Genomic DNA, 18746 nt, shown 5'->3' on the forward strand with positions numbered 1-18746 from the left:
GAGAGACCAGAGCGAGAGACCAGAGTAGGACCTGATGCAGACCGCCGAGATCCGCCGCCGCTTCCTGGAGCACTTCGCCGCCCGGGGCCACACCGTCGTCCCCAGCGCCTCGCTCGTGTCGCCGGACCCCTCGCTGCTGTTCACCGTGGCGGGGATGGTGCCGTTCATCCCGTACCTGACCGGCCGGGAGCCCGCGCCCTACCCGCGGGCGACCAGCGTGCAGAAGTGCGTGCGCACCCTCGACATCGAGGAGGTGGGCAAGACCACCCGCCACGGCACGTTCTTCCAGATGAACGGCAACTTCTCCTTCGGCGACTACTTCAAGGACGGCGCCATCCGGTACGCCTGGGAGCTGGTCACCGGCTCGGTGGACGACGGCGGGCTCGGCTTCGACCCGGAGAGGATCTGGGTCACCGTCTACCTGGACGACGACGAGGCCGCCGAGGCCTGGAAGCGGATCGCCGGGCTGCCCGACGAGCGCATCCAGCGCCGCGGGCTCAAGGACAACTACTGGCACACCGGCCAGCCCGGGCCGGGCGGCCCGTGCAGCGAGATCTACTACGACCGGGGTCGGGAGCACGGCCCCGACGGCGGCCCGGTCGTCGACGAGGACCGGTTCCTCGAGATCTGGAACCTCGTCTTCATGCAGTACGAGCTCGCCGACGTGAGGTCGAAGGAGGACTTCCGCATCGTCGGGGACCTGCCGAAGAAGAACATCGACACCGGCATGGGCCTGGAGCGGGTGGCCTACCTGCTGCAGGGCGTGGACAACCTCTACGAGATCGACGAGGTGGCGCCGGTGCTGCGCCGCGCCGCCGAGCTCGCCGGGGTCGCCTACGGCCGGGGAGGGCGGGAAGGCCACGAGGACGACGTCCGGCTGCGGGTGGTCGCCGACCACGTGCGCAGCGGGCTGATGCTCATCGGCGACGGCGTCACCCCCGGCAACGAGGGCCGCGGCTACATCCTGCGCCGGCTGCTGCGCCGCGCCGTCCGCTCGATGCGGCTGCTCGGTGTCGACGAGGCCACCCTGCCGGAGCTGCTGCCGGTGTCGAAGGACGCGATGAAGGCCAGCTACCCGGAGCTGGAGACCGACTTCGCCCGGATCGCCAGCGTCGCCTACGCCGAGGAGGAGGCGTTCCGGCGCACCCTGGCCACCGGCACCACCCTGTTCGACACCGCGGTCGCCGAGGCGAAGCGGGCCGGCGCGCCGACCCTCTCCGGCGAGCAGGCGTTCACCCTGCACGACACCTACGGCTTCCCCATCGACGTCACCCTCGAGATGGCCGCCGAGCAGGGCGTGACCGTCGACCAGGAGGGTTTCCGCGCGCTCATGCAGCAGCAGCGCGACCGGGCCCGCGCCGACGCCCGCGCCAAGAGGACCGGTGCGGTCGACGTCGAGGCCTACCGCCGGCTGCTGGCCGAGCACGGGCCCACCGACTGGCGGGCCTACGACACCCTGCGCACCGACTCCCGCGTGGTGGGCGTGGTCTCGGACCTGGCCGACGACCTGGCCGACGACCTGGCCGACGAGGGCGCGGCGGTCGCCGGCCCCGGCGAGATCACCCGCGTCGTGCTCGACCGGACGCCGTTCTACGCCGAGTCCGGCGGCCAGGTCGCCGACGCCGGCGTCCTCGTCTGGGACGGCGGGCGCGCGGAGGTCCTCGACGTGCAGCGCCCGATCAGGGGCCTGGTCGCCCACCAGGTGCGGGTGCTCGACGGTGAGCTCCGCGAGGGCGCCGAGCTGGTCGCCGAGGTCGACCGCGAGTGGCGGCTGTCGGCCTGCCAGGCGCACTCAGGCACCCACGTGGTGCACGCCGCGCTGCGCCAGGTGCTCGGCCCGCAGGCGCTGCAGTCGGGCTCCTACAACCGCCCCGGCTACCTGCGGCTGGACTTCGCCTGGCAGGGCGCGCTCACGCCGCAGCAGCGGCACGACATCGAGGACGTCGCCAACGCCGCCGTCCGCGCCGACCACCGGGTGAGCGCCACCTACATGACGCTGCCCGAGGCGCAGGCGATCGGCGCCCTGGCGCTGTTCGGCGAGACCTACGGCGAGCAGGTCCGGGTCGTGGAGATCGGCGGGCCGTGGTCGCGGGAGCTCTGCGGCGGCACCCACGTGCAGGGCAGCGCGCAGATCGGCACCCTGGCGCTGACCGGCGAGTCCTCGGTGGGCTCCGGCTCCCGCCGGGTGGAGGCCGTCGTCGGCCTCGAGGGCTTCCGCTACCTGGCCCGCGAGCGCGACCTGGTCCGCCAGCTCGGCGAGATGCTCAAGACGCCGACCGACGACCTGCCCGAGCGGGTCAGCGGCATGCTGGCCCGGCTGCGCGACGTCGACAAGGAGCTGGCCGAGCTGCGCGCCCAGCAGACCCTCGCCGCGGCCGGGGAACTGGCCGCGGGGGCCCGGGACGTCGGCGGGGTCGCCGTGGTCACCGGCTCGCCCGGCGGCCTGTCCGGCGGGGACCTGCGCAGCCTCGCCCTCGACGTCCGCGGCCGGCTGCCCGCCGACCGTCCGGGTGTCGTCTTGCTCGCGTCCGAGTCCGGGGGCAAGGTGGCCCTCGTCACCGCCCTCAACCCGGCCGCCCAGCAGCGCGGGCTGTCCGCCAGTGACGTGCTGCGCGCGGCGGCGCCCCCGGTCGGTGGCCGGGGCGGCGGGAAGGCGGACGTGGCCCAGGGGGGCGGAACCGACCCCGCGGGCATCCCGGCGGCCCTGCAGGCCGGCGAACAGGCGGTCGCGACCGCCGCAGGGAGGTGAGCGAGGTGTCCGAGCAGCGCCCCGACGACACGGGTCCGGTGGGGCAGCGCCGGGTGCGCCGCCCGGCGGTGCCGCCACCCCCGCCGGTCCGACCCCGGTCGAACCCCGCCCAGCCGGTGCACCACCGCACCGAGCAGATCGACCTGTCCGCCGGGTTCCCGCCGGTGCGGCACGAGACCGCGCAGATCGACCTGTCCGGCGGGCTGCCCGGTGGCCTGCCCATCCCGCCCCGCCGGCCGCGGCAGGGACGCCGGCTGGGCCTCGACGTGGGCACCGTCCGCGTCGGCGTGGCGATCTCCGACCCGACGGGGACGCTGGCCAGCCCGCTGGAGACGGTGCGGCGGGCCCGTGACGAGTCCGACCTGGACCGCATCGCCGCCCTCGTGGCGGAACACGAGGTGACCGAGGTGGTCGTGGGGGAGCCGAGGCACCTCTCGGGTGCGTCGGGCGCCTCGGCGCGGGAGGCCCGTGCCTACGCTCGGGCCCTGGGCGGGCGCATCGGCTCCGTGCCCGTGCACCTCGTCGACGAGAGGCTCTCCACCGTGACCGCAGCCAGCTCCCTCCGGGCGAACGGTCTCGACAGCCGTCAGCAGCGCGGGGTGATCGACCAGGCCGCGGCCGTCGTCATCCTCCAGGCCTACCTGGACGCCCAGCGGGAGCGCACGTGAACGAGCGCGCGAGCTCACCGCCGAGCACAGCGGCGACGCCGGCGTGGCCGACGAGCGCCGGCGGGGCGGGCCGGTGAGCGACCCGACCCCGCCGTACCGGCAGGGTCGGCACGCCTCTCCCGACGTCCCGGGCGGGACGCCCGCACCCGCGCGGCCGGCCGGCCCGCGGGCCGCCGCCCCCCCGGCCGGCGTCCGTCCGCGCGAGGAGGCGCCGCGGCCGGGAGCCGCGCAGCGCCCCTCCGGCCCCCGGCCCACCACCCCGGACGACGACCGCAGCACCGGCCCCCTGGTCCGCCCGGCCGGCAGCACGGTCGCCGGCGCCGCGCTGCGCTCCGGCGACCCGGCGGACCCCGAGCGCCCCGCGCACCCGTCGGCCCCGCTGCCCGACCTGCCCCCGCGGCCGGCGGGCACCTGGTCGCGCCTGCAGCGCCGCGCCGACGGCGCCCCCGACGACGACGCGACCGTGGCCCGGCCCGTGGGCGCCGTCCCCGGGGTGCCCGGCGGCCCGCACGACGACGACACCGGCGCCCAGCCGCTGGACCCGCACGCCCGGGACGACCGTGCCCGGGACGACCGTGCCCGGGACGACCGGGCCTGGGACGACGAGGACTCGACCGGCGGCCTGGAGGTGCTCGGCACCGCCGGCACGGAGGAGCCCCGCCGACCGCGGCGCCGGTCCCGACGCGACCAGGGCGACCTCGACGGGGGCTCCGGCGACCGGTCCTCCGGCGGGGCGCGCCGGCCCCGCCGCCGGCGCAGCCCGCTGGCCGTCGTCCTGTCCCTCGCGGTCCTCGCCGGCCTGGTGGCCGGGATCGTGCTCGGCGGAAAGGCGCTGATCGGCCTGGTGAACCCGCCCGACGAGGACTACACGGGCCAGGGGAGCGGCAGCGTCGAGGTGCGGATCGCCGAGGGCGACACCCTCAGCGACATCGCCCGCACCCTGCAGACGCAAGGGGTCATCGCCTCGGTGGGCCCGTTCGTCGACGCTGCAGAGACCCAGCCGGCGGCGACCGGCATCCAGCCCGGCGTCTACGCCATGCGCGCGCAGATGAGCGGGCAGGCGGCCCTCGACCTGCTGCTCGACCCGGCCACCCGACAGGTCACGCGGGTGACGATCCCGGAGGGCTTCACCGTCCGGGCGGTGCTCGAGCGGCTGGCCGAGGACACCGGCCGGCCGCTGGCCGACTTCGAGGCCGCCGCCGCCGACCCCGCCGCGCTGGGCCTGCCCGCCTACGCGGGCGGTCAGCTGGAGGGCTTCCTCTTCCCGGCCACCTACGAGTTCACGCCCGACGACACCCCCGCCGACGTGCTCCGGGAGATGGTCGGCCAGTTCACCGCCACCGCCGCGCGCCTGCAGCTCGAGCAGCGCGCGGCCGCGGCCGGCCGGTCGCCGTACGACGTGGTCACCGTGGCCTCGATGGTGCAGTCCGAGACCCGGCTGGACGACGAGCGGCGAGACGTCGCGCAGGTGGTCTACAACCGGCTCGACCGGGGGATCGCGCTCGGCATCGACGCCACCATCGCCTACGGGCTGGGCAAGAACGGCAACGACCTGACCGTCACCGACCTGCAGACCGACGACCCGTACAACACGCGCACCCGCCCCGGTCTGCCACCGACGCCGATCAGCAACCCCGGCGAGGCCAGCCTCGAGGCGGCGCTGGCGCCCACCACCGGGGACCTCCTGTACTACGTGCTCGAGTCCGCCGACGGGCGACACTTCTTCACGGCCGACTACGGACAGTTCCAGGCGGCGCGGGAGCGCTGCGCCGCCGCCGGCCTCGGCTGCGGTGGCTGACCGGGCCGGTCCCGGGTCCCGGCGGGCAGCCGTCCTCGGCCGCCCGGTGGGCCACTCGCTGTCCCCGCTGCTGCACCGGGCGGCCCACGCCGCGCTCGGCCTGACCGACTGGACCTACGACGCCCTCGACGTCGGCGCCGACGAGCTGCCCGTCCTGCTCGCCGGGCTCGGCGAGGAGTGGCGCGGCTTCTCGGTGACCATGCCCTGCAAGCAGGCCGCCGTCGACGCCGCCGACGTCGTCGAGCCGCTGCCGCGGCTGCTGCACGCAGCCAACACCCTCGTCCGCACCGACGCCGGGTGGCGGGCGGAGAACACCGACGTGGCCGGCATCGGCACGGCCCTGCGCGCAGCGGGCGTCACCGAGGTCGGCCGGGCGGCGATCGTCGGCGCCGGGGGGACGGCGGCGGCCGCCGCGGTGGCGCTGGCCTCGTTCGGCGCCGAGCACGTGGACGTCGTCGTCCGGGAGCCGGCGCGCGGCGCCGACCTGCTCCGGGTGCTGGCCACCCTCGCCGTCCCGACGACGGCCGTCTCGCTGGCCGGGGCCGTCGTGGACGCCGACGTCGTGGTCAGCACCGTGCCCGTCGGCGGGCAGGACGCCGTCGCCGCGCTGCCCTGGCACGCCGAACAGACCGTCCTCGACGTGCTGTACGACCCCTGGCCCACGCCGCTGGCCACCCGGGTCGCCGCGGTCGGCGGCACCGTGGTCGGCGGCCTCGAGGTGCTGTTCTGGCAGGCCACCGTGCAGGTCGAGCTCATGACCGGGCAGCCCGCGCCGATCGCCGCCATGCGCGCCGCGCTCGACACCGTCCTCGACGCCCGCTGAGCCGGGTGCCTCCCGCCACCGTCCTCGCGGTCGCCGCCGTCGGCGCGCTGGCCCTCGGCCCGCAGCTGGCCCGCGCGTCGGTCCGCCTGGCGCTGCGCGACGACGCCACGGGGGCCGGCCCGCTGCGGACGGCGGTCACCACCGTGCTGGTGGCCGCCGCCCTCGCCGGTGCGCTGCTGCTCACCGGGTGGCGCCCGGCCACCGTCGGCCTGGCCTGGGCCGCCGCGGCCGGCGTCGTGCTCGGCGCGGTCGACCTCGCCGTCCACCGGCTGCCGGACCGGGTCACCTTCCCCGCGTACGCCGCGGTCGCCGCCGCCCTGCTGCTCGACGCGCTCCTGCTCGGCACGTGGCCGGCGCTGCTGCGCGCCGTCCTCGCCGCCGCGGCGGCGTTCGGCCTCGCCGCGCTCGCCGCGCTCGTCTCGCCCGAGGGGCTGGGCTACGGCGACGTCAAGCTGCTGGGCCTGCTCGGCCTGGTGCTGGGCTGGGTCGGCTGGGGCGCGCTGCTGGCCGGGGTGTTCCTCGGGCTGCTGACCGGCGCGCTCGTGTCCCTGGCGCTGCTGGCCACCGGCCGCGCCCGCTGGCGCACCGCGCTGCCGTTCGGGCCACCGCTGCTGGTGGGCGCCGTCCTCGCGCTGGCCCTGGAGGGCCCGGTGCCCCTGGGGTGAAGGGGCGGGCCCCCTTCTCGGCGGCCCTCCTGCAGGGGCCCGTCACGAGCCTGCGAGTGGCGGGGGGCAGGAGGTCCTTCTACCGAGCTTGCGAGGGGTGGGGAGGAAGGGGGTCCTCCTCCTGGCACAATCCGGGGCATGTTGCGCTGGCTGACCGCCGGTGAGTCGCACGGCCAGCAGCTCACCGCCATCCTCGAGGGGCTGCCCGCCGGCGTGCGGGTGCAGACCGCCGACCTCGACCTGGACCTGGCCCGCCGGCGGCTCGGGCACGGCCGCGGCGCGCGGATGTCCTTCGAGCAGGACGTCGTCACGCTGACCGGCGGAGTGCGGCACGGGCAGACGCTGGGCGGGCCGATCGCCGTCGGTGTCGGCAACACCGAGTGGCCGAAGTGGCAGACGGTCATGGCCGCCGACCCGGTCGACCCCGAGGTGCTCGCCGGGCAGGCCCGCAACGCGCCGCTGACCCGGCCCCGCCCGGGCCACGCCGACCTGCCCGGCATGCAGAAGTACGGCTTCGCCGACGCGCGGCCGGTGCTGGAGCGGGCCAGCGCCCGGGAGACCGCCGCCCGGGTCGCCCTCGGCGCGCTCGCGCGCGCCTTCCTGCGCCAGGCCCTCGACGTCGAGGTGGTCAGCCACGTGGTCGGCATCGGGCCGGTCGTCGTCCCCGACGGCGTGCTGCCCGGCCCGCACGACAACCCGCGCATCGACGAGGACCCGGTGCGCTGCGCCGACCCGGCCACCAGCGCGCTCATGGTCGCCGAGGTCGACGACGCCCGCGAGAACGGCGACACCCTCGGCGGCGTGGTCGAGGTCGTGGTGCACGGCCTGCCGCCGGGCCTGGGCAGCCACGTGCACTGGGACCGCCGGCTGGACTCCCGGCTGGCCGCCGCGCTGATGGGCGTGCAGTCGGTCAAGGCCGTCGAGGTCGGCGACGGGCTGGCCACCGCCCGCCGCCGCGGCTCGGTGGCCCACGACGAGATCGTGCTCGCGCCCACCTCCGACGGCCGGGCGCGCACCCAGCGGCTCTCCGACCGCGCCGGCGGCATCGAGGGCGGCATGAGCAACGGCGAGGTGCTGCGCGTCCGGGCCGCGATGAAGCCGATCTCGACCGTGCCGCGGGCCCTGTCGACCGTGGACGTCGCCACCGGGGAGCCGACCGTGGCGATCAACCAGCGCAGCGACGCCTGCGCGGTACCGCGTGGCGCCGTGGTCATGGAGGCGATGGTCGCCCTCGTGCTGGCCGACGCCGCGCTGGAGAAGTTCGGCGGCGACTCGCTGACCGAGACCCGCCGCAACGCCCGCGCCTACCTCGACGCGCTGGTCGTCCGGTGACCGGCCCGGTCCTGGTCCTGGTCGGGGCGCCGTCGTCGGGCAAGACGACCGTCGGCACCGCGCTGGCCGACCTGCTCGGCGTGCCGTTCCGCGACACCGACGCCGACGTCGAGGCCGCCGCCGGCCAGACCGTCGCCGACCTGTTCGTCGAGCACGGCGAGCCGCACTTCCGCGCGCTGGAGGAGCAGGCGGTGGCGCGGGCCCTGGCCGAGCACGACGGCGTCCTGGCCCTCGGCGGCGGGGCGGTGCTGTGCGCCGCCACCCGGGAGCGGCTGGTCGGCTACGGCCGCGGGGGTGGCACCGTGGTCTGGCTCGACGTCGACCTGGCCTCGGCCGCCGAGCGGGTCGGGCTCGGCCGCACCCGCCCGGTGCTGGGCCTCAACCCGCGGGCCACCCTGCGCACCATGCTCGCCGCCCGCGCCCCCCTCTACGCGGAGGTGGCCACCCTCACCGTGGCGACCGGCGACCGCGAGCCCGGCGCGGTCGTCGCCGAGGTGGCCGCCGCCGTCTGCCCGCAGCGGGTCGGCCCGTGAACGGACCGACCGCGGAGGCGGGCCGGACCCCGGAGCGGGGAGCGCAGCGCCCTGCCGGAGCGGACCGGTGACGTCGAGGCGGGTGACCGTCCCCGGTGAGGAGCCGTACGACGTCGTCATCGGGCCCGGGGCGCAGGTCGAGCTGGGCCTCCTGACCGCCACCGTGCTGGCCGGCACCGCGCGCGCGGCCGTCGTCCACGCGCCGCCGCTGGCCGGGCTGGCCGGCGCCGCGGTCGAGACGCTGCAGACCGCCGGTGTGGCCGCCGAGGCCGTCGTCGTCCCCGACGGCGAGGCGGCCAAGACCGCCGCGGTCGCCGCCGGGCTGTGGGAGGAGCTCGGCCGGCTGGGGCTGACCCGCTCCGACGCCCTCGTCGGCGTCGGCGGCGGCGCGGTCACCGACCTGGCCGGGTTCGTCGCCGCCACCTGGCTGCGCGGGATACGGGTCGTGCAGGTGCCGACCAGCGTGCTCGGCATGGTCGACGCCGCGGTCGGCGGCAAGACCGGCATCAACACCGGCGCCGGCAAGAACCTGGTCGGCGCCTTCCACCCGCCGGCCGCCGTCCTCGCCGACACCGACGCCCTCGCCGGGCTGCCCGAGGCGGAGTTCCGCGCCGGGCTGGCCGAGGTGGTCAAGTGCGGCCTCATCGCCGACGCCGCGATCCTCGAGCTGCTCGACGCCGACCCGACCGGCCGCCGTTCCACCGGGGAGCTCATCGAGCGCGCCGTGCGGGTCAAGGCCGCCGCCGTGGGCGAGGACCTCTACGACACCGGCGTGCGCGAGTTCCTCAACTACGGGCACACCCTGGCCCACGCCATCGAGCGGGTGGAGGACTTCGGCTGGCGGCACGGCGAGGCCGTCGCCGTCGGGCTGGTGTTCGCCGCCGAGCTGGCCGGGCAGGCCGGCCTGCTCACCCGCGACGAGGTCGACCGGCACCGCCGGCTGGTCGCCGCGATCGGCCTACCCACCCGCTACCTGCCCACCCGCCACGCCGGCGACTGGGACCGCATCCAGGCCGTCATGCGGGTGGACAAGAAGGCCCGCGGCGCGTCGCTGCGCTTCGTCGTCCTCGACGGGATCGGCAACCCGCGCATCCTCGCCGACCCCGACCAGGCCTGGCTCGACGCCGCGTGGGCGGCGGTGTCGGGGGCGAGGTGACGGTGGGCGAGGTGACGGTGGGCGAGGTGACGGTGGGCGACGTGTCGGTGGGCGAGGTGACGGTGGGCGACGTGACGGGGCAGGTGCAGACGTGACCGTGCAGGTGCTCAACGGGGCCAACCTCGGCCGGCTCGGCCAGCGGGAACCGCAGACCTACGGGTCGACGACCTACCTCGAGCTCGTCGACCTCATCGGCGCGACCGCGGGCGAGCTCGGCCTCGAGGTGCGGGTGCGGCAGACCGACGACGAGGGCGAGCTGCTGCGCTGGGTGCACGCCGCGGCCGACGCCGGCGACCCGGTGGTCATCAACCCCGGCGGCTGGTCGCACACCTCCGTCGTCCTGCACGACGCCCTGGCGATGCTCACCGCGCCGCTGGTCGAGGTGCACATCAGCAACATCCACAGGCGGGAGGAGTTCCGGCACTCCTCCTACGTCTCCCGCGTCGCCGACGGCGTCATCGCCGGACTGGGCGTCGAGGGGTACGCGCTGGCGCTGCGCTGGCTGGCCGCCCGGGGCGCGCGGTGAGGCACGCCGAGCGCCGGGGGCGGCTGCGGGCGACCGCGGCCGAGCGGGGCCTGGACGCCGTCCTGGTGACCGACCTGCTCAACGTCCGCTACCTCACCGGGTTCACCGGCTCCAACGGGGCGCTGCTGCTGCGCACCGATCCGTCCCCCACCCACCCCGACGTCTTCGGCACCGACGGCCGCTACACCACCCAGGCCGGTACCCAGGTCCCCGACGTCGAGCTGCTCGTCGACCGCGACACCGTCGCCGCCCTCACCCGCGAGGCCGTCCGGGGCGGCGCCGGGCGGATCGGCTACGAGAGCCACCACCTCACCGTCGACGGGCTGCACGCGCTGGAGGAGGTGCTCGCCGACGCCGCCGCCGGGGGCAGGGTGCCCGAGCTGACGTCGATCCGGCGGGCGGTCGAGGAGCTCCGGGTGGAGAAGGACGCCGACGAGGTCGACGCGCTGCGGCGGGCCTGCGCGATCGCCGACGCGGCGCTGGCCGAGCTCACGTCGCAGGGGGCGCTGCGGCCGGGCCGCACCGAGCTCTCGGTCGGCCGCGAGTTGGACGCCCGGATGCTGGCCATGGGCGCCGAGGCGCCGTCCTTCGAGACGATCGTGGCCGCCGGCGCCAACTCGGCCATCCCGCACCACCGGCCCGACGCGACCGTGCTGGCCGACGGCGACCTGCTCAAGCTCGACTTCGGCGCCACGGTGGACGGCTACCACTCCGACATGACCCGCACGCTGGTGCTCGGCGGGGCGGGCGGGCACGTGGCAGCGTGGCAGCGGGAGGTGTACCAGCTGGTCGCCGCGGCGCAGGCCGCGGGACGGGCCGCGCTCACCGTGGGCGCCGACGTGGTCGCCGTCGACGCCGCCGCCCGCGACGTCATCGCCGCCGCCGGCCACGGCGAGCACTTCTCCCACGGCCTCGGCCACGGGGTGGGGCTGGAGATCCACGAGGCTCCCGGCATCGGGCCGCGCGGCGCGGGTAGGCTGGCCGCCGGCATGGCCGTCACCGTGGAGCCGGGCGTCTACCTGCCCGGGCACGGCGGTGTCCGGATCGAGGACACGCTCATCGTCACGGACGACGCGCCCGAGTTGTTGACCCTCACGAGCAAGGAACTGCTGGTCCTCTAGATGGCTACCACCAACGACCTCAAGAACGGCATGGTCCTCAACCTCGACGGCCAGCTCTGGGCCGTCACCGAGTTCCAGCACGTCAAGCCGGGCAAGGGCGGCGCCTTCGTGCGCACCACGCTGAAGAACGTGCTCTCGGGCAAGGTCGTCGACAAGACCTTCAACGCCGGCACCAAGGTCGACACCGCCACCGTCGACAAGCGGTCGATGACCTACCTCTACCGCGACGGCACCGACTTCGTGTTCATGGACAGCGAGACCTACGACCAGATCCACGTACCGGCCGAGACCGTCGGCGACGGCGCGGACTACCTGCTGGAGAACACCGAGGTCGTCGTCGCCGTCCACGAGGGCACCCCGCTCTACGTCGAGCTGCCGGTGACCCTCGAGCTGGTCGTCGCGCACACCGACCCGGGCCTGCAGGGCGACCGCTCCACCGGCGGCACGAAGCCGGCCACGCTGGAGACCGGCGCCCAGGTCCAGGTGCCGCTGTTCGTCAACACCGGCGACCGGCTCAAGGTCGACACCCGCGACGGCCGGTACCTCGGCCGCGCCAACTGACCGGGGCGGGCGGGAAGGTCACATGGCCGCCCGGTCCAAGGCGCGCAAGCGCGCGGTCGACGTCCTCTACGCGGCCGACCTGCGCGGCCGGGACCCGCGCGAGCAGCTGGCCGAGGAGGTGGCCGCTGGTCACCCGCCGGTCAACGACCACACCGTCCGGCTGGTCGAGGGCATGGCCGAGCACGCGGCCCGGATCGACGAGCTGATCGACCGGCACGCCCACGGCTGGTCGCTCGCGCGGCTGCCCGACGTCGACCGCGCGATCCTGCGGATGGCCGTCTTCGAGCTGCTGTGGGTCGACGACGTGCCCGACCCGGTGGTCATCGACGAGGCGGTGCAGCTGGCCAGGACGCTGTCCACCGACGACTCGCCGGCCTACGTCAACGGCGTCCTGGGCGCCATCCTCGACGCCGAGGTCCCCACCAGCTGACCTCCGGGGTCACCCCGGCCGGCGACGGGGCGTCATCCCTCGACGACGGTGAACGACACCCTGTCACCCTCCACGGCGGTGCAGGTCAGCCGCAGCGCACCCACCGAGGCCGTCTGCCCCGGCGTGCAGGTGACGTCCTGGTCGTCCACGTGCAGGGCCGCCCGGTCACCGTCGACCCCCGTGAGGCCGATCGTCGTCCCCAGGACGTGCGCCTGCGAGCCGCTGCCACCCAGGGTCACCGAGCAGGAGGCTCCGGAACAGGACACGATGCTCACGGATCCGGACCCGGTGCTCACGGACCCGGCGCTCGCGGCCGTGGTGACCGCGTCGAGCAGGGCACGGATCGGGCCGACGATCGCCGCGCGGTTCCACGAGGACGACTGGGCGCACGCCGGGAGCAGGGCCAGCAGGAGCAGGAGCGCCGAGACGAGGACCCCCCTGCGCAGCGCGAGGGCGCGTCTCCTCGGCACCGACGGGAGCGTGGGCGAAGGACGGTGCACGGGACACCTCCAGACGGTGGACGGGCGGTCATCCGGTCGAGCGCGGGGCCGTCGCGGTGACCCAGCCGGCGTCGGCACCGGCCCCGAGGCGTCATCCCAGCACGGTCCGGCGGCGGCGCACCCGCCCGCCGGCACGGCTCGGGGAAGGGCCGTGGTCCCTGGTCGCACCCGGGTGGTGCGGCGCCGGTGGGGCCGTGGTGCGCGGCCACCTCGTCCGGGGTCGGGCGGAGAGGCGGCCGTGGCCGGTCGACATCCGGGGTGCGGCCCGGCGCGGCAGCCCATCGTGGGCCCCGGGAGAGGGGACCGGCTGTGGGCGGTCCGGGCACCCGCTACTCGGGCACGAACCGGACGCGGAACGAGGTCGGCCACAGCTTGCCGGTGAGCAGGTACTCGCCGCCGCCCAGCGCCGTGATGCCGTTGAGGACCGCGTCGGCGTTCGCGCGCTGCTGCGGGTCGAGCAGCCCGGCCGCGTCCACCAGAGCGGTCACCCGTCCGTTCGCCGGGTCGATGCGGACGAGGACGTCGGAGGGCCACACATTGGCCCACACCTGTCCGTCGACGCACTCCAGCTCGTTGAGCTGGGTCACCGGCTCGCCGTCGAACGTCACGGGGACCGAGCCGGTCTCGGCGAAGGTGACCGGATCGTGGAAGCGCAGCCGGTCGGTGCCGTCGCTGCGCACCAGGCGGGTGCCGTCGTAGCACAGCCCCCAGCCCTCGCCGTCCAGCGGCAGCTGCTGCCGCAGGGTGAGCGTGGCGCGGTCCCACTCGAGCACCACGTGGTCGCGCCAGGTGAGCTGCCAGATGCGGTCCCCTGCCACCGTCACGCCCTCGCCGAACAGTTGCCCGGGCAGTGGCACGGCGCGCCGCACTCCGCCCGTCGCCGGGTCGAGCTCGCGCAGCTGGGACTCGCCCGCGAGCCCGGTGCCCTCGTAGAGGGTGCCGTCGGTCAACTGCAGACCCTCGGTGAAGGCCGACGGGTCGTGCGGCACCTCGGCGAGCACCTCCGCCCGCAGCACGGGCACCGGCTGTGCCGGGTCGCTCGCGGTGGAGTCCCGGGACTGTGCCGACTCGCCGTAGAGGGAGACTTCGGTGCTCTCGCGCACGGCGCAGCCGCTCAGCACCGCGACGGTGAGGAGGACTGAGCCGAGGGCTCGACGGCGGATCTCGTGGTGCATGCAGCGGCCTCGATCCGTTCGGGTGGGGTGCTCGGGTCACCGGCGGCCGGAGCCGGCGCCGATCCGGTCGACCGGCGGTTGCGGTCGGCGACCGGGACGAGCTGCAGAGCGCAGACGCTACGACCCGTGCGGCGGATCCGGGAGCACACGCCCCCGTGACTCCGTGTCCGCCCCGCGTTCTAGGTGCCGCACGAGGCCGCAGCCGTGGTGGGCGGACCCGGGACCGGGATCCGACGCGGTCGAGATAGGTGGTCCCCCCGGATGTCTTCGGCTCCGGCGCGGCCCGAGACTCTCGCCTGCCGGTCCCGGACCGCGGCCGGGACCGGCAGTCCACGGGGCGAGCGGGGAGGTCCGGCGGCGACGCCGCAGTCCTCGCCCCCGCAGGCCCCATCCCCGGTACTGACCCTGAGGAGATCCCATGTCCGAGGACCTCGAGTTCATCGTCGACGAGCAGGTCGAGCTGCTGCCCGAGCGCACCACCATGCAGCTGTTCGCCTTCCAGAACTTCAACAGCGCCGTCGCCGCGGCCGTGAACGCCGGCAACGTCAACGTGGGCGGCGACCAGGCCAATGTCGCTGCCGCCATCTCCCTGGCCGGCAGCAACGTCTTCTTCGGAGGCTGACGTCTCGGCGTCGTGCTGACGGAGTGACGAGCGGCCCGGTCGCGTGCCGGGTCGGGGAGGGGCGGCCGGACACCGGCCGCCCCTCCTCTCGTCCGGCGGTCGCACGGTTCCCCCGAGGCGCTCCCTGCCACGGCTGCGCCTAGGTGGGGCGACCGCGGAGCACCGTGGTGAGGGCGATCGGGGACCGGGACTGCGCCGGACCGGATAGGTGGTCTCCTCGGATGTCGGCGTCCGCGCCTCCGCTCGAGACTCCATCCCGCCGATCCCGGACCGCGGCCGCGAGCGGCAGTCCACGAGGCGCACGGGAGGCCGGGCCACAGCGGCCCGATCGGCCTCTCCGGTGATGCCCACTCGTACCGATCCCGAGGAGATCCCGTGTTCGAGGACCAGATGGTCGAGCTGCTGCCCGAGCGCACCACGATGCAGGTCGTCGTCGCACAGAACGGCAACCAGGCGTTCGCCGTGGCCGCCAACGTGCTGAACGCGAACATCGGCGGCAACCAGCTCAACGCCGCCTTCGCCGCGGCGCTCGCGGGCAGCAACGTCATCGTCGGCTGACGCCTCGGCGTCGTGCTGATGGAGTGATGCGCGGTCCGGCTGTGCCGGGTCAGGGAGGGGCGGCCGGTTCCCGGCCGCCCCTCCTCGCGTGTGCGCCCGGCGCACGGCCGCAACCCCACCACGGGCCTGTCCTGCCCGACCGGGCACTCGAGGATGCGGGTCGTCGCCCGCCGGTACGTGGGCCCCCCGGGCTCACTGGTGGTCGACGGGGCGGGCATCGGTGCCAGGGCCGGAGCAGATAGGTGCCGGACGCGGATGCGCCCGCCCCCGAGCGGCTGGAGACTTCCGCGCGCCGATCCCGGACCGCGGCCGGGTTCGGCACCTCACGGGGCGAGCGGGAGGGTCCGGCGGCAGCGCTGCGGTCCTCTTCCTGGCGGACTCCATCCAGAACCGATCCCGTACCGATCCTGAAGGAGACACCATGTCCGAGGCCCTCGAGCTCATCGCCGACGAGCAGGTCGAGCTGCTGCCCGAGCGCACCACGATGCAGGCCTTCTTCGGCCAGAACGGCAACCTCTCCATCGCCGTCGCGGTGAACGCCGGCAACATCAACTTCGGTGGCGACCAGCTCAACGCCGCCGTCGCCGCGGCGCTGGCCGGGAGCAACGTCGCACTCGGCTGACCCGGTGACGGCGCGGCGGCCGCCCCGGCGTCCGCCGCGCCGAGGGGAGGGGCGGTCGGTTCGACCGCCCCTCCCCGTGTCTGGAACGGCCGACGAGGGACGAGAGAGGCGAGCGTGACGCAGAGCGAGGTCCTCGACCGCCCGGCGACGGGTGCGGTCCCGCTGCCCCGCCTGGCCCCGGGCACGGAGCTGCTGGGGGAGTACCAGGACTCCGCCTACCAGGACCCGCGGTTCCTCATCCGCCGCGCCGATGGGCAGGTCATGCAGGTGCCGCGCCTGCTCTACCGGGTGGCCGGTTCCCTCGACGGCCGGGACGCGGAACGGATCGCGGCCGACCTCGGCGCCGAGCTCGACCGGGAGCTGACCGCCGACCAGGTGACCTTCCTCGTCGAGGAACGGCTCCGACCGGTCGGGATCCTCATCAACCAGGACACCGGCGCCTCTGCCACCGAGGCCGGGAGCGCGACCCCGCAGGCGCCGATCCGCGCGGACCCGCTGCTCGCCCTCCGCCACCGCGCCGGGGTCGTCCCGGCCCGCGTCACCTGGCGCATCGCCGGGTTCTTCCGGCCGCTGTTCACCCGGCCGGCGTGGGTGGCGCTCGTCGCGGCCTTCGTCGCCGTCGACGTGTGGATCCTCGCTCGCGGCGACGTCCTCGGCCGGCTCGAGTCCGGTGTCGCGGACGTGGCCCGGCATCCGGGGCTCGTCCTGGCCCTCCTCGGCTCCACCGCGGTCTTCACCGCCTTCCACGAGTGCGGCCACGTGACCGCCTGCCGCTACGGTGGCGCCCGTCCCGGCGACCTCGGCGTCGGCCTCTACATCGTCTGGCCGGCGTTCTACAGCAAGGTCACCGACAGCTACCGCCTCGACCGGGTCGGGCGGCTGCGGACCGACCTGGGCGGCGTCTACTTCAACACCATCGCCATGCTGGCGCTGGGCCTGTGCTACCTGGGCACGGAGCAGCCGTGGCTGCTGGTCCTGCTGGTCAGCATGCACACCCAGACCCTCTGGCAGTTCCTCCCCAACCTCCGGCTGGACGGCTACTACGTCCTCGCCGACCTCGTGGGGGTCCCCGAGCTGTTCGGCTTCGTGAAGCCGGCGCTGCTCAGCCTGCTCCCCGGGCGCCCTCGACACCTGCTCCTGCGCCGGCTCAGGCCACGGGCGCGTCGGGTGATCCTGCTCTGGGTCGCGCTGATCGTCCCCGTGCTGCTCATCTGGCTGGTCGCCGTCCTCCTCGCCGTGCCGCAGCTGCTGCCCACCGCCTGGCACGCGTCGCTCGAGTACCTCCAGCGCCTCGACGCCGACGCTCGGGGCGGGGACGTACCGGCGACCACGCTCGGCGTCCTCCAGCTGTTCCTGCTGGCGCTGCCGTGGATCGGCCTCGTCCTCGTCCTCTGGTCGCTGGTCGCCCTGGTGGCCCGCGGTCCCGTCTCCCTGATCGCCCGCCGTCCCGCCGTCCGCCGGGCCGGGCGGATCGGTGCGGTCCACCGGGCGGCCGCCCGCCGGGTCGCTGCGGTGGTCGGGGTGGGAGCTCTCGGCGTGCTCCTGGTGGTGCGGGTGGCGCAGGTCGCCTGGTCGCACCCGGCCACCGCGGAGGAGCTCCGGCTGGTCGAGGGCGCGTGGGCCGCGTCGCACGGCGGGGACGGTCCCGGAGCCGGCTCGGCGACCTGGCTCCTGCGCCTCCAGCTCGCCGGCTACGTCCGGTCGACCGGCGCCTTCGGGCGGCACGACACGCTCGTGGCCGGAGGACGGGAGCTGGCCGTCGTGGCCTGCGCGGTGCTGGTCGCGGCCCTCCTGGCGTTGGCCCTGATCCGGAGGGTGCGCCCGGTCGTGGTGGCGGCACCCCTGCTGGCGGTGCTGGTGATGGGGCCGGCGGTGACCGTGCTGGCCACGCTCGGGAGCGGCATCGTCGGCACCGCGTGGGCCGCGCTGGGCGCGCTCGTCCTGACCTGGTCGCGGCGCCGCGTCACGGCGGTGCTCGGGACCACCGCCATCGCCGTGGGCGTGGCCACGGAGCCCCTGATCGCCGTCCCGCTGACCGTGGGCATCGGGATCCTGCTCGGGGGGAGCGCCCGACCGAGCGGCTCGGGACGGCACGCGGCCGGTCCACGACACGCCCGTCGCGACGCCGTGCGAGGGGACGGCCGGGCGTGGCTGGGAGTGCTCCTCGTCCTCCCCGCCGCCGTCCTCGTGGCCACGCCGCCGGGCGGTCCGCCGGAGCTGCCGCTGGGGGCTGCCGAGCGGGCCGTGCTCCTGCTCCTCGCCGCCCTGGTCGCCGGCGCCGGGCTCCTGGTCCGCGGCCTGCGCCTGCCGGCGGCGGCGGCCGGCGCGGCCGCCGTGCTCGCCGTGGTGCCCTGGCGGGGGGCGGGTGCGGCGCTCCCGGTGGCCCTGGTCGCCGTGGTCCTGCTCGGCGTGCTCCTGATGGCCGCGTGGACCGGTGGGCCCGTGCAGACGCGGCCGCACCCGCTGCTGCGGGCCGCCCTGGTCCTGCCCGTGCTCGTCCTCGTCGTCACCGGAGCGCTGTTCCTGCCGGTGAGCGGCCGCACGCCACCGCACGGGCAGCTGGGCGCCTGGATCGGCGGGCCGTCGTCGTCCGGGGGCACCGTGGCGGTGCCGCCCGGGCTCTGGGGCGACCTCCTGCGCGACGGCGTCCCGCCCGACCGGCTGGTGCGGGTGGCGCCGGGATCGGCGGAGGAGGCCGACTGGACGGTCACGGTCGGCGCCTCCGCCGCCGGCACGCCGCCGGTGACCGCGTTCGGCGGGGGGCCCGCCCTGCTGACGGTCCGACCCGGGTCGGGTTCGGCGACGCCGGGAGCCGACCCGCAAGACGCACCGTGACCTCATTCCCACGAACAGTCACGACCTCGCCGGGGGTCCGTCCGCCATGGGTCGCTCGCGGGAGGTGACGTG

General features: G+C 75.9%; 18 protein-coding genes. 16 read left to right on the forward strand and 2 right to left on the reverse strand.

Going from position 1 to position 18746, the window contains the following annotated elements; translation table 11 throughout:
* Positions 1 to 34: 34 nt before the first annotated feature.
* The 12 genes from alaS to nusB all read left to right on the forward strand — a co-directional run bounded on the left by alaS (position 35) and on the right by nusB (position 12362).
* The gene (gene alaS, locus DQ238_RS16815) at positions 35 to 2749 is read left to right on the forward strand and encodes an alanine--tRNA ligase (protein ID WP_113782410.1); all 2715 of its coding nucleotides are present in this window, start codon (positions 35 to 37) and stop codon (positions 2747 to 2749) included.
* Positions 2750 to 2754: 5 nt separating this feature from the next.
* The gene (gene ruvX / locus DQ238_RS16820) at positions 2755 to 3417 is read left to right on the forward strand and encodes a Holliday junction resolvase RuvX (RefSeq protein ID WP_113782411.1); all 663 of its coding nucleotides are present in this window, start codon (positions 2755 to 2757) and stop codon (positions 3415 to 3417) included.
* Between the two features lie 43 nt (positions 3418 to 3460).
* Positions 3461 to 5215: an endolytic transglycosylase MltG gene (mltG, locus tag DQ238_RS16825; protein WP_233496040.1), complete on the forward strand. Its 1755-nt coding sequence runs from the start codon at positions 3461 to 3463 to the stop codon at positions 5213 to 5215.
* Positions 5208 to 6038 (forward strand): shikimate dehydrogenase, encoded by an 831-nt coding sequence (locus DQ238_RS16830; RefSeq protein ID WP_113782412.1) that lies wholly within the window; start codon positions 5208 to 5210, stop codon positions 6036 to 6038. The genes mltG and DQ238_RS16830 overlap by 8 nt, the downstream gene beginning before the upstream one ends.
* Positions 6039 to 6043: 5 nt before the next feature.
* A complete protein-coding gene (locus tag DQ238_RS16835) occupies positions 6044 to 6703 on the forward strand; it encodes an A24 family peptidase (RefSeq protein ID WP_199506411.1) in 660 nt (219 codons plus the stop codon).
* Between the two features lie 138 nt (positions 6704 to 6841).
* Positions 6842 to 8035 carry a chorismate synthase gene (aroC, locus tag DQ238_RS16840; protein WP_113782413.1) on the forward strand — a complete coding sequence of 398 codons (1194 nt, stop codon included), beginning with the start codon at positions 6842 to 6844 and terminating at the stop codon, positions 8033 to 8035.
* Entirely contained in the window at positions 8032 to 8568 is a 537-nt protein-coding gene (locus DQ238_RS16845; RefSeq protein WP_113782414.1) for a shikimate kinase, read from the forward strand. The genes aroC and DQ238_RS16845 overlap by 4 nt, the downstream gene beginning before the upstream one ends.
* A gap of 67 nt (positions 8569 to 8635) precedes the next feature.
* Positions 8636 to 9724, forward strand: coding sequence for a 3-dehydroquinate synthase (gene aroB, locus DQ238_RS16850; RefSeq protein ID WP_113782415.1), 1089 nt, complete (start codon positions 8636 to 8638; stop codon positions 9722 to 9724).
* A 91-nt stretch (positions 9725 to 9815) separates the two neighbouring features.
* Complete coding sequence (aroQ, locus tag DQ238_RS16860) at positions 9816 to 10250, forward strand: type II 3-dehydroquinate dehydratase (RefSeq protein ID WP_113782416.1); 435 nt, start codon at positions 9816 to 9818, stop codon at positions 10248 to 10250.
* Positions 10247 to 11371 carry a Xaa-Pro peptidase family protein gene (locus DQ238_RS16865; RefSeq protein WP_113782417.1) on the forward strand — a complete coding sequence of 375 codons (1125 nt, stop codon included), beginning with the start codon at positions 10247 to 10249 and terminating at the stop codon, positions 11369 to 11371. The genes aroQ and DQ238_RS16865 overlap by 4 nt, the downstream gene beginning before the upstream one ends.
* Positions 11372 to 11932 (forward strand): elongation factor P, encoded by a 561-nt coding sequence (gene efp, locus DQ238_RS16870; RefSeq protein ID WP_113782418.1) that lies wholly within the window; start codon positions 11372 to 11374, stop codon positions 11930 to 11932.
* Positions 11933 to 11954: 22 nt separating this feature from the next.
* Positions 11955 to 12362 (forward strand): transcription antitermination factor NusB, encoded by a 408-nt coding sequence (gene nusB / locus DQ238_RS16875; protein ID WP_113782419.1) that lies wholly within the window; start codon positions 11955 to 11957, stop codon positions 12360 to 12362.
* A 32-nt stretch (positions 12363 to 12394) separates the two neighbouring features.
* Here the strand turns inward: nusB and DQ238_RS16880 are convergent, their stop codons facing one another.
* Both DQ238_RS16880 and DQ238_RS16885 read right to left on the reverse strand, forming a co-directional pair.
* Entirely contained in the window at positions 12395 to 12832 is a 438-nt protein-coding gene (locus DQ238_RS16880) for a hypothetical protein (protein ID WP_113782420.1), read from the reverse strand.
* 359 nt (positions 12833 to 13191) lie between these two features.
* Entirely contained in the window at positions 13192 to 14037 is an 846-nt protein-coding gene (locus tag DQ238_RS16885) for a glutaminyl-peptide cyclotransferase (protein WP_113782421.1), read from the reverse strand.
* 418 nt (positions 14038 to 14455) lie between these two features.
* Here DQ238_RS16885 and DQ238_RS16890 point away from each other — a divergent pair, with 418 nt between their 5' ends.
* From DQ238_RS16890 to DQ238_RS16905, 4 genes are all read left to right on the forward strand, one after another.
* Positions 14456 to 14659, forward strand: coding sequence for a hypothetical protein (locus DQ238_RS16890; RefSeq protein ID WP_113782422.1), 204 nt, complete (start codon positions 14456 to 14458; stop codon positions 14657 to 14659).
* A gap of 375 nt (positions 14660 to 15034) precedes the next feature.
* Positions 15035 to 15217, forward strand: a complete 183-nt coding sequence (locus tag DQ238_RS16895; RefSeq protein ID WP_113782423.1) for a hypothetical protein — start codon at positions 15035 to 15037, stop codon at positions 15215 to 15217.
* Between the two features lie 421 nt (positions 15218 to 15638).
* On the forward strand, positions 15639 to 15839 hold the full coding sequence (locus tag DQ238_RS16900; protein WP_113782424.1) for a hypothetical protein: 201 nt from the start codon (positions 15639 to 15641) through the stop codon (positions 15837 to 15839).
* Between the two features lie 114 nt (positions 15840 to 15953).
* On the forward strand, positions 15954 to 18674 hold the full coding sequence (locus DQ238_RS16905; RefSeq protein ID WP_113782425.1) for a hypothetical protein: 2721 nt from the start codon (positions 15954 to 15956) through the stop codon (positions 18672 to 18674).
* Positions 18675 to 18746 lie beyond the last annotated feature (72 nt).

Origin of the sequence: Geodermatophilus sp. TF02-6, assembly GCF_003319115.1 — a bacterium.
In the GTDB taxonomy this organism is placed as follows: Bacteria; Actinomycetota; Actinomycetes; order Mycobacteriales; family Geodermatophilaceae; genus Geodermatophilus.

Excerpts from the sequence above, each read along its gene's own strand:
- DQ238_RS16885 (WP_113782421.1), bottom strand. The coding sequence starts at position 14,037 with ATGCACCACGAGATCCGCCGTCGAGCCCTCGGCTCAGTCCTCCTCACC.
- alaS (WP_113782410.1), top strand. The coding sequence starts at position 35 with ATGCAGACCGCCGAGATCCGCCGCCGCTTCCTGGAGCACTTCGCCGCC.
- DQ238_RS16890 (WP_113782422.1), top strand. The coding sequence starts at position 14,456 with ATGTCCGAGGACCTCGAGTTCATCGTCGACGAGCAGGTCGAGCTGCTG.
- DQ238_RS16900 (WP_113782424.1), top strand. The coding sequence starts at position 15,639 with ATGTCCGAGGCCCTCGAGCTCATCGCCGACGAGCAGGTCGAGCTGCTG.
- nusB (WP_113782419.1), top strand. The coding sequence starts at position 11,955 with ATGGCCGCCCGGTCCAAGGCGCGCAAGCGCGCGGTCGACGTCCTCTAC.
- aroC (WP_113782413.1), top strand. The coding sequence starts at position 6,842 with ATGTTGCGCTGGCTGACCGCCGGTGAGTCGCACGGCCAGCAGCTCACC.
- efp (WP_113782418.1), top strand. The coding sequence starts at position 11,372 with ATGGCTACCACCAACGACCTCAAGAACGGCATGGTCCTCAACCTCGAC.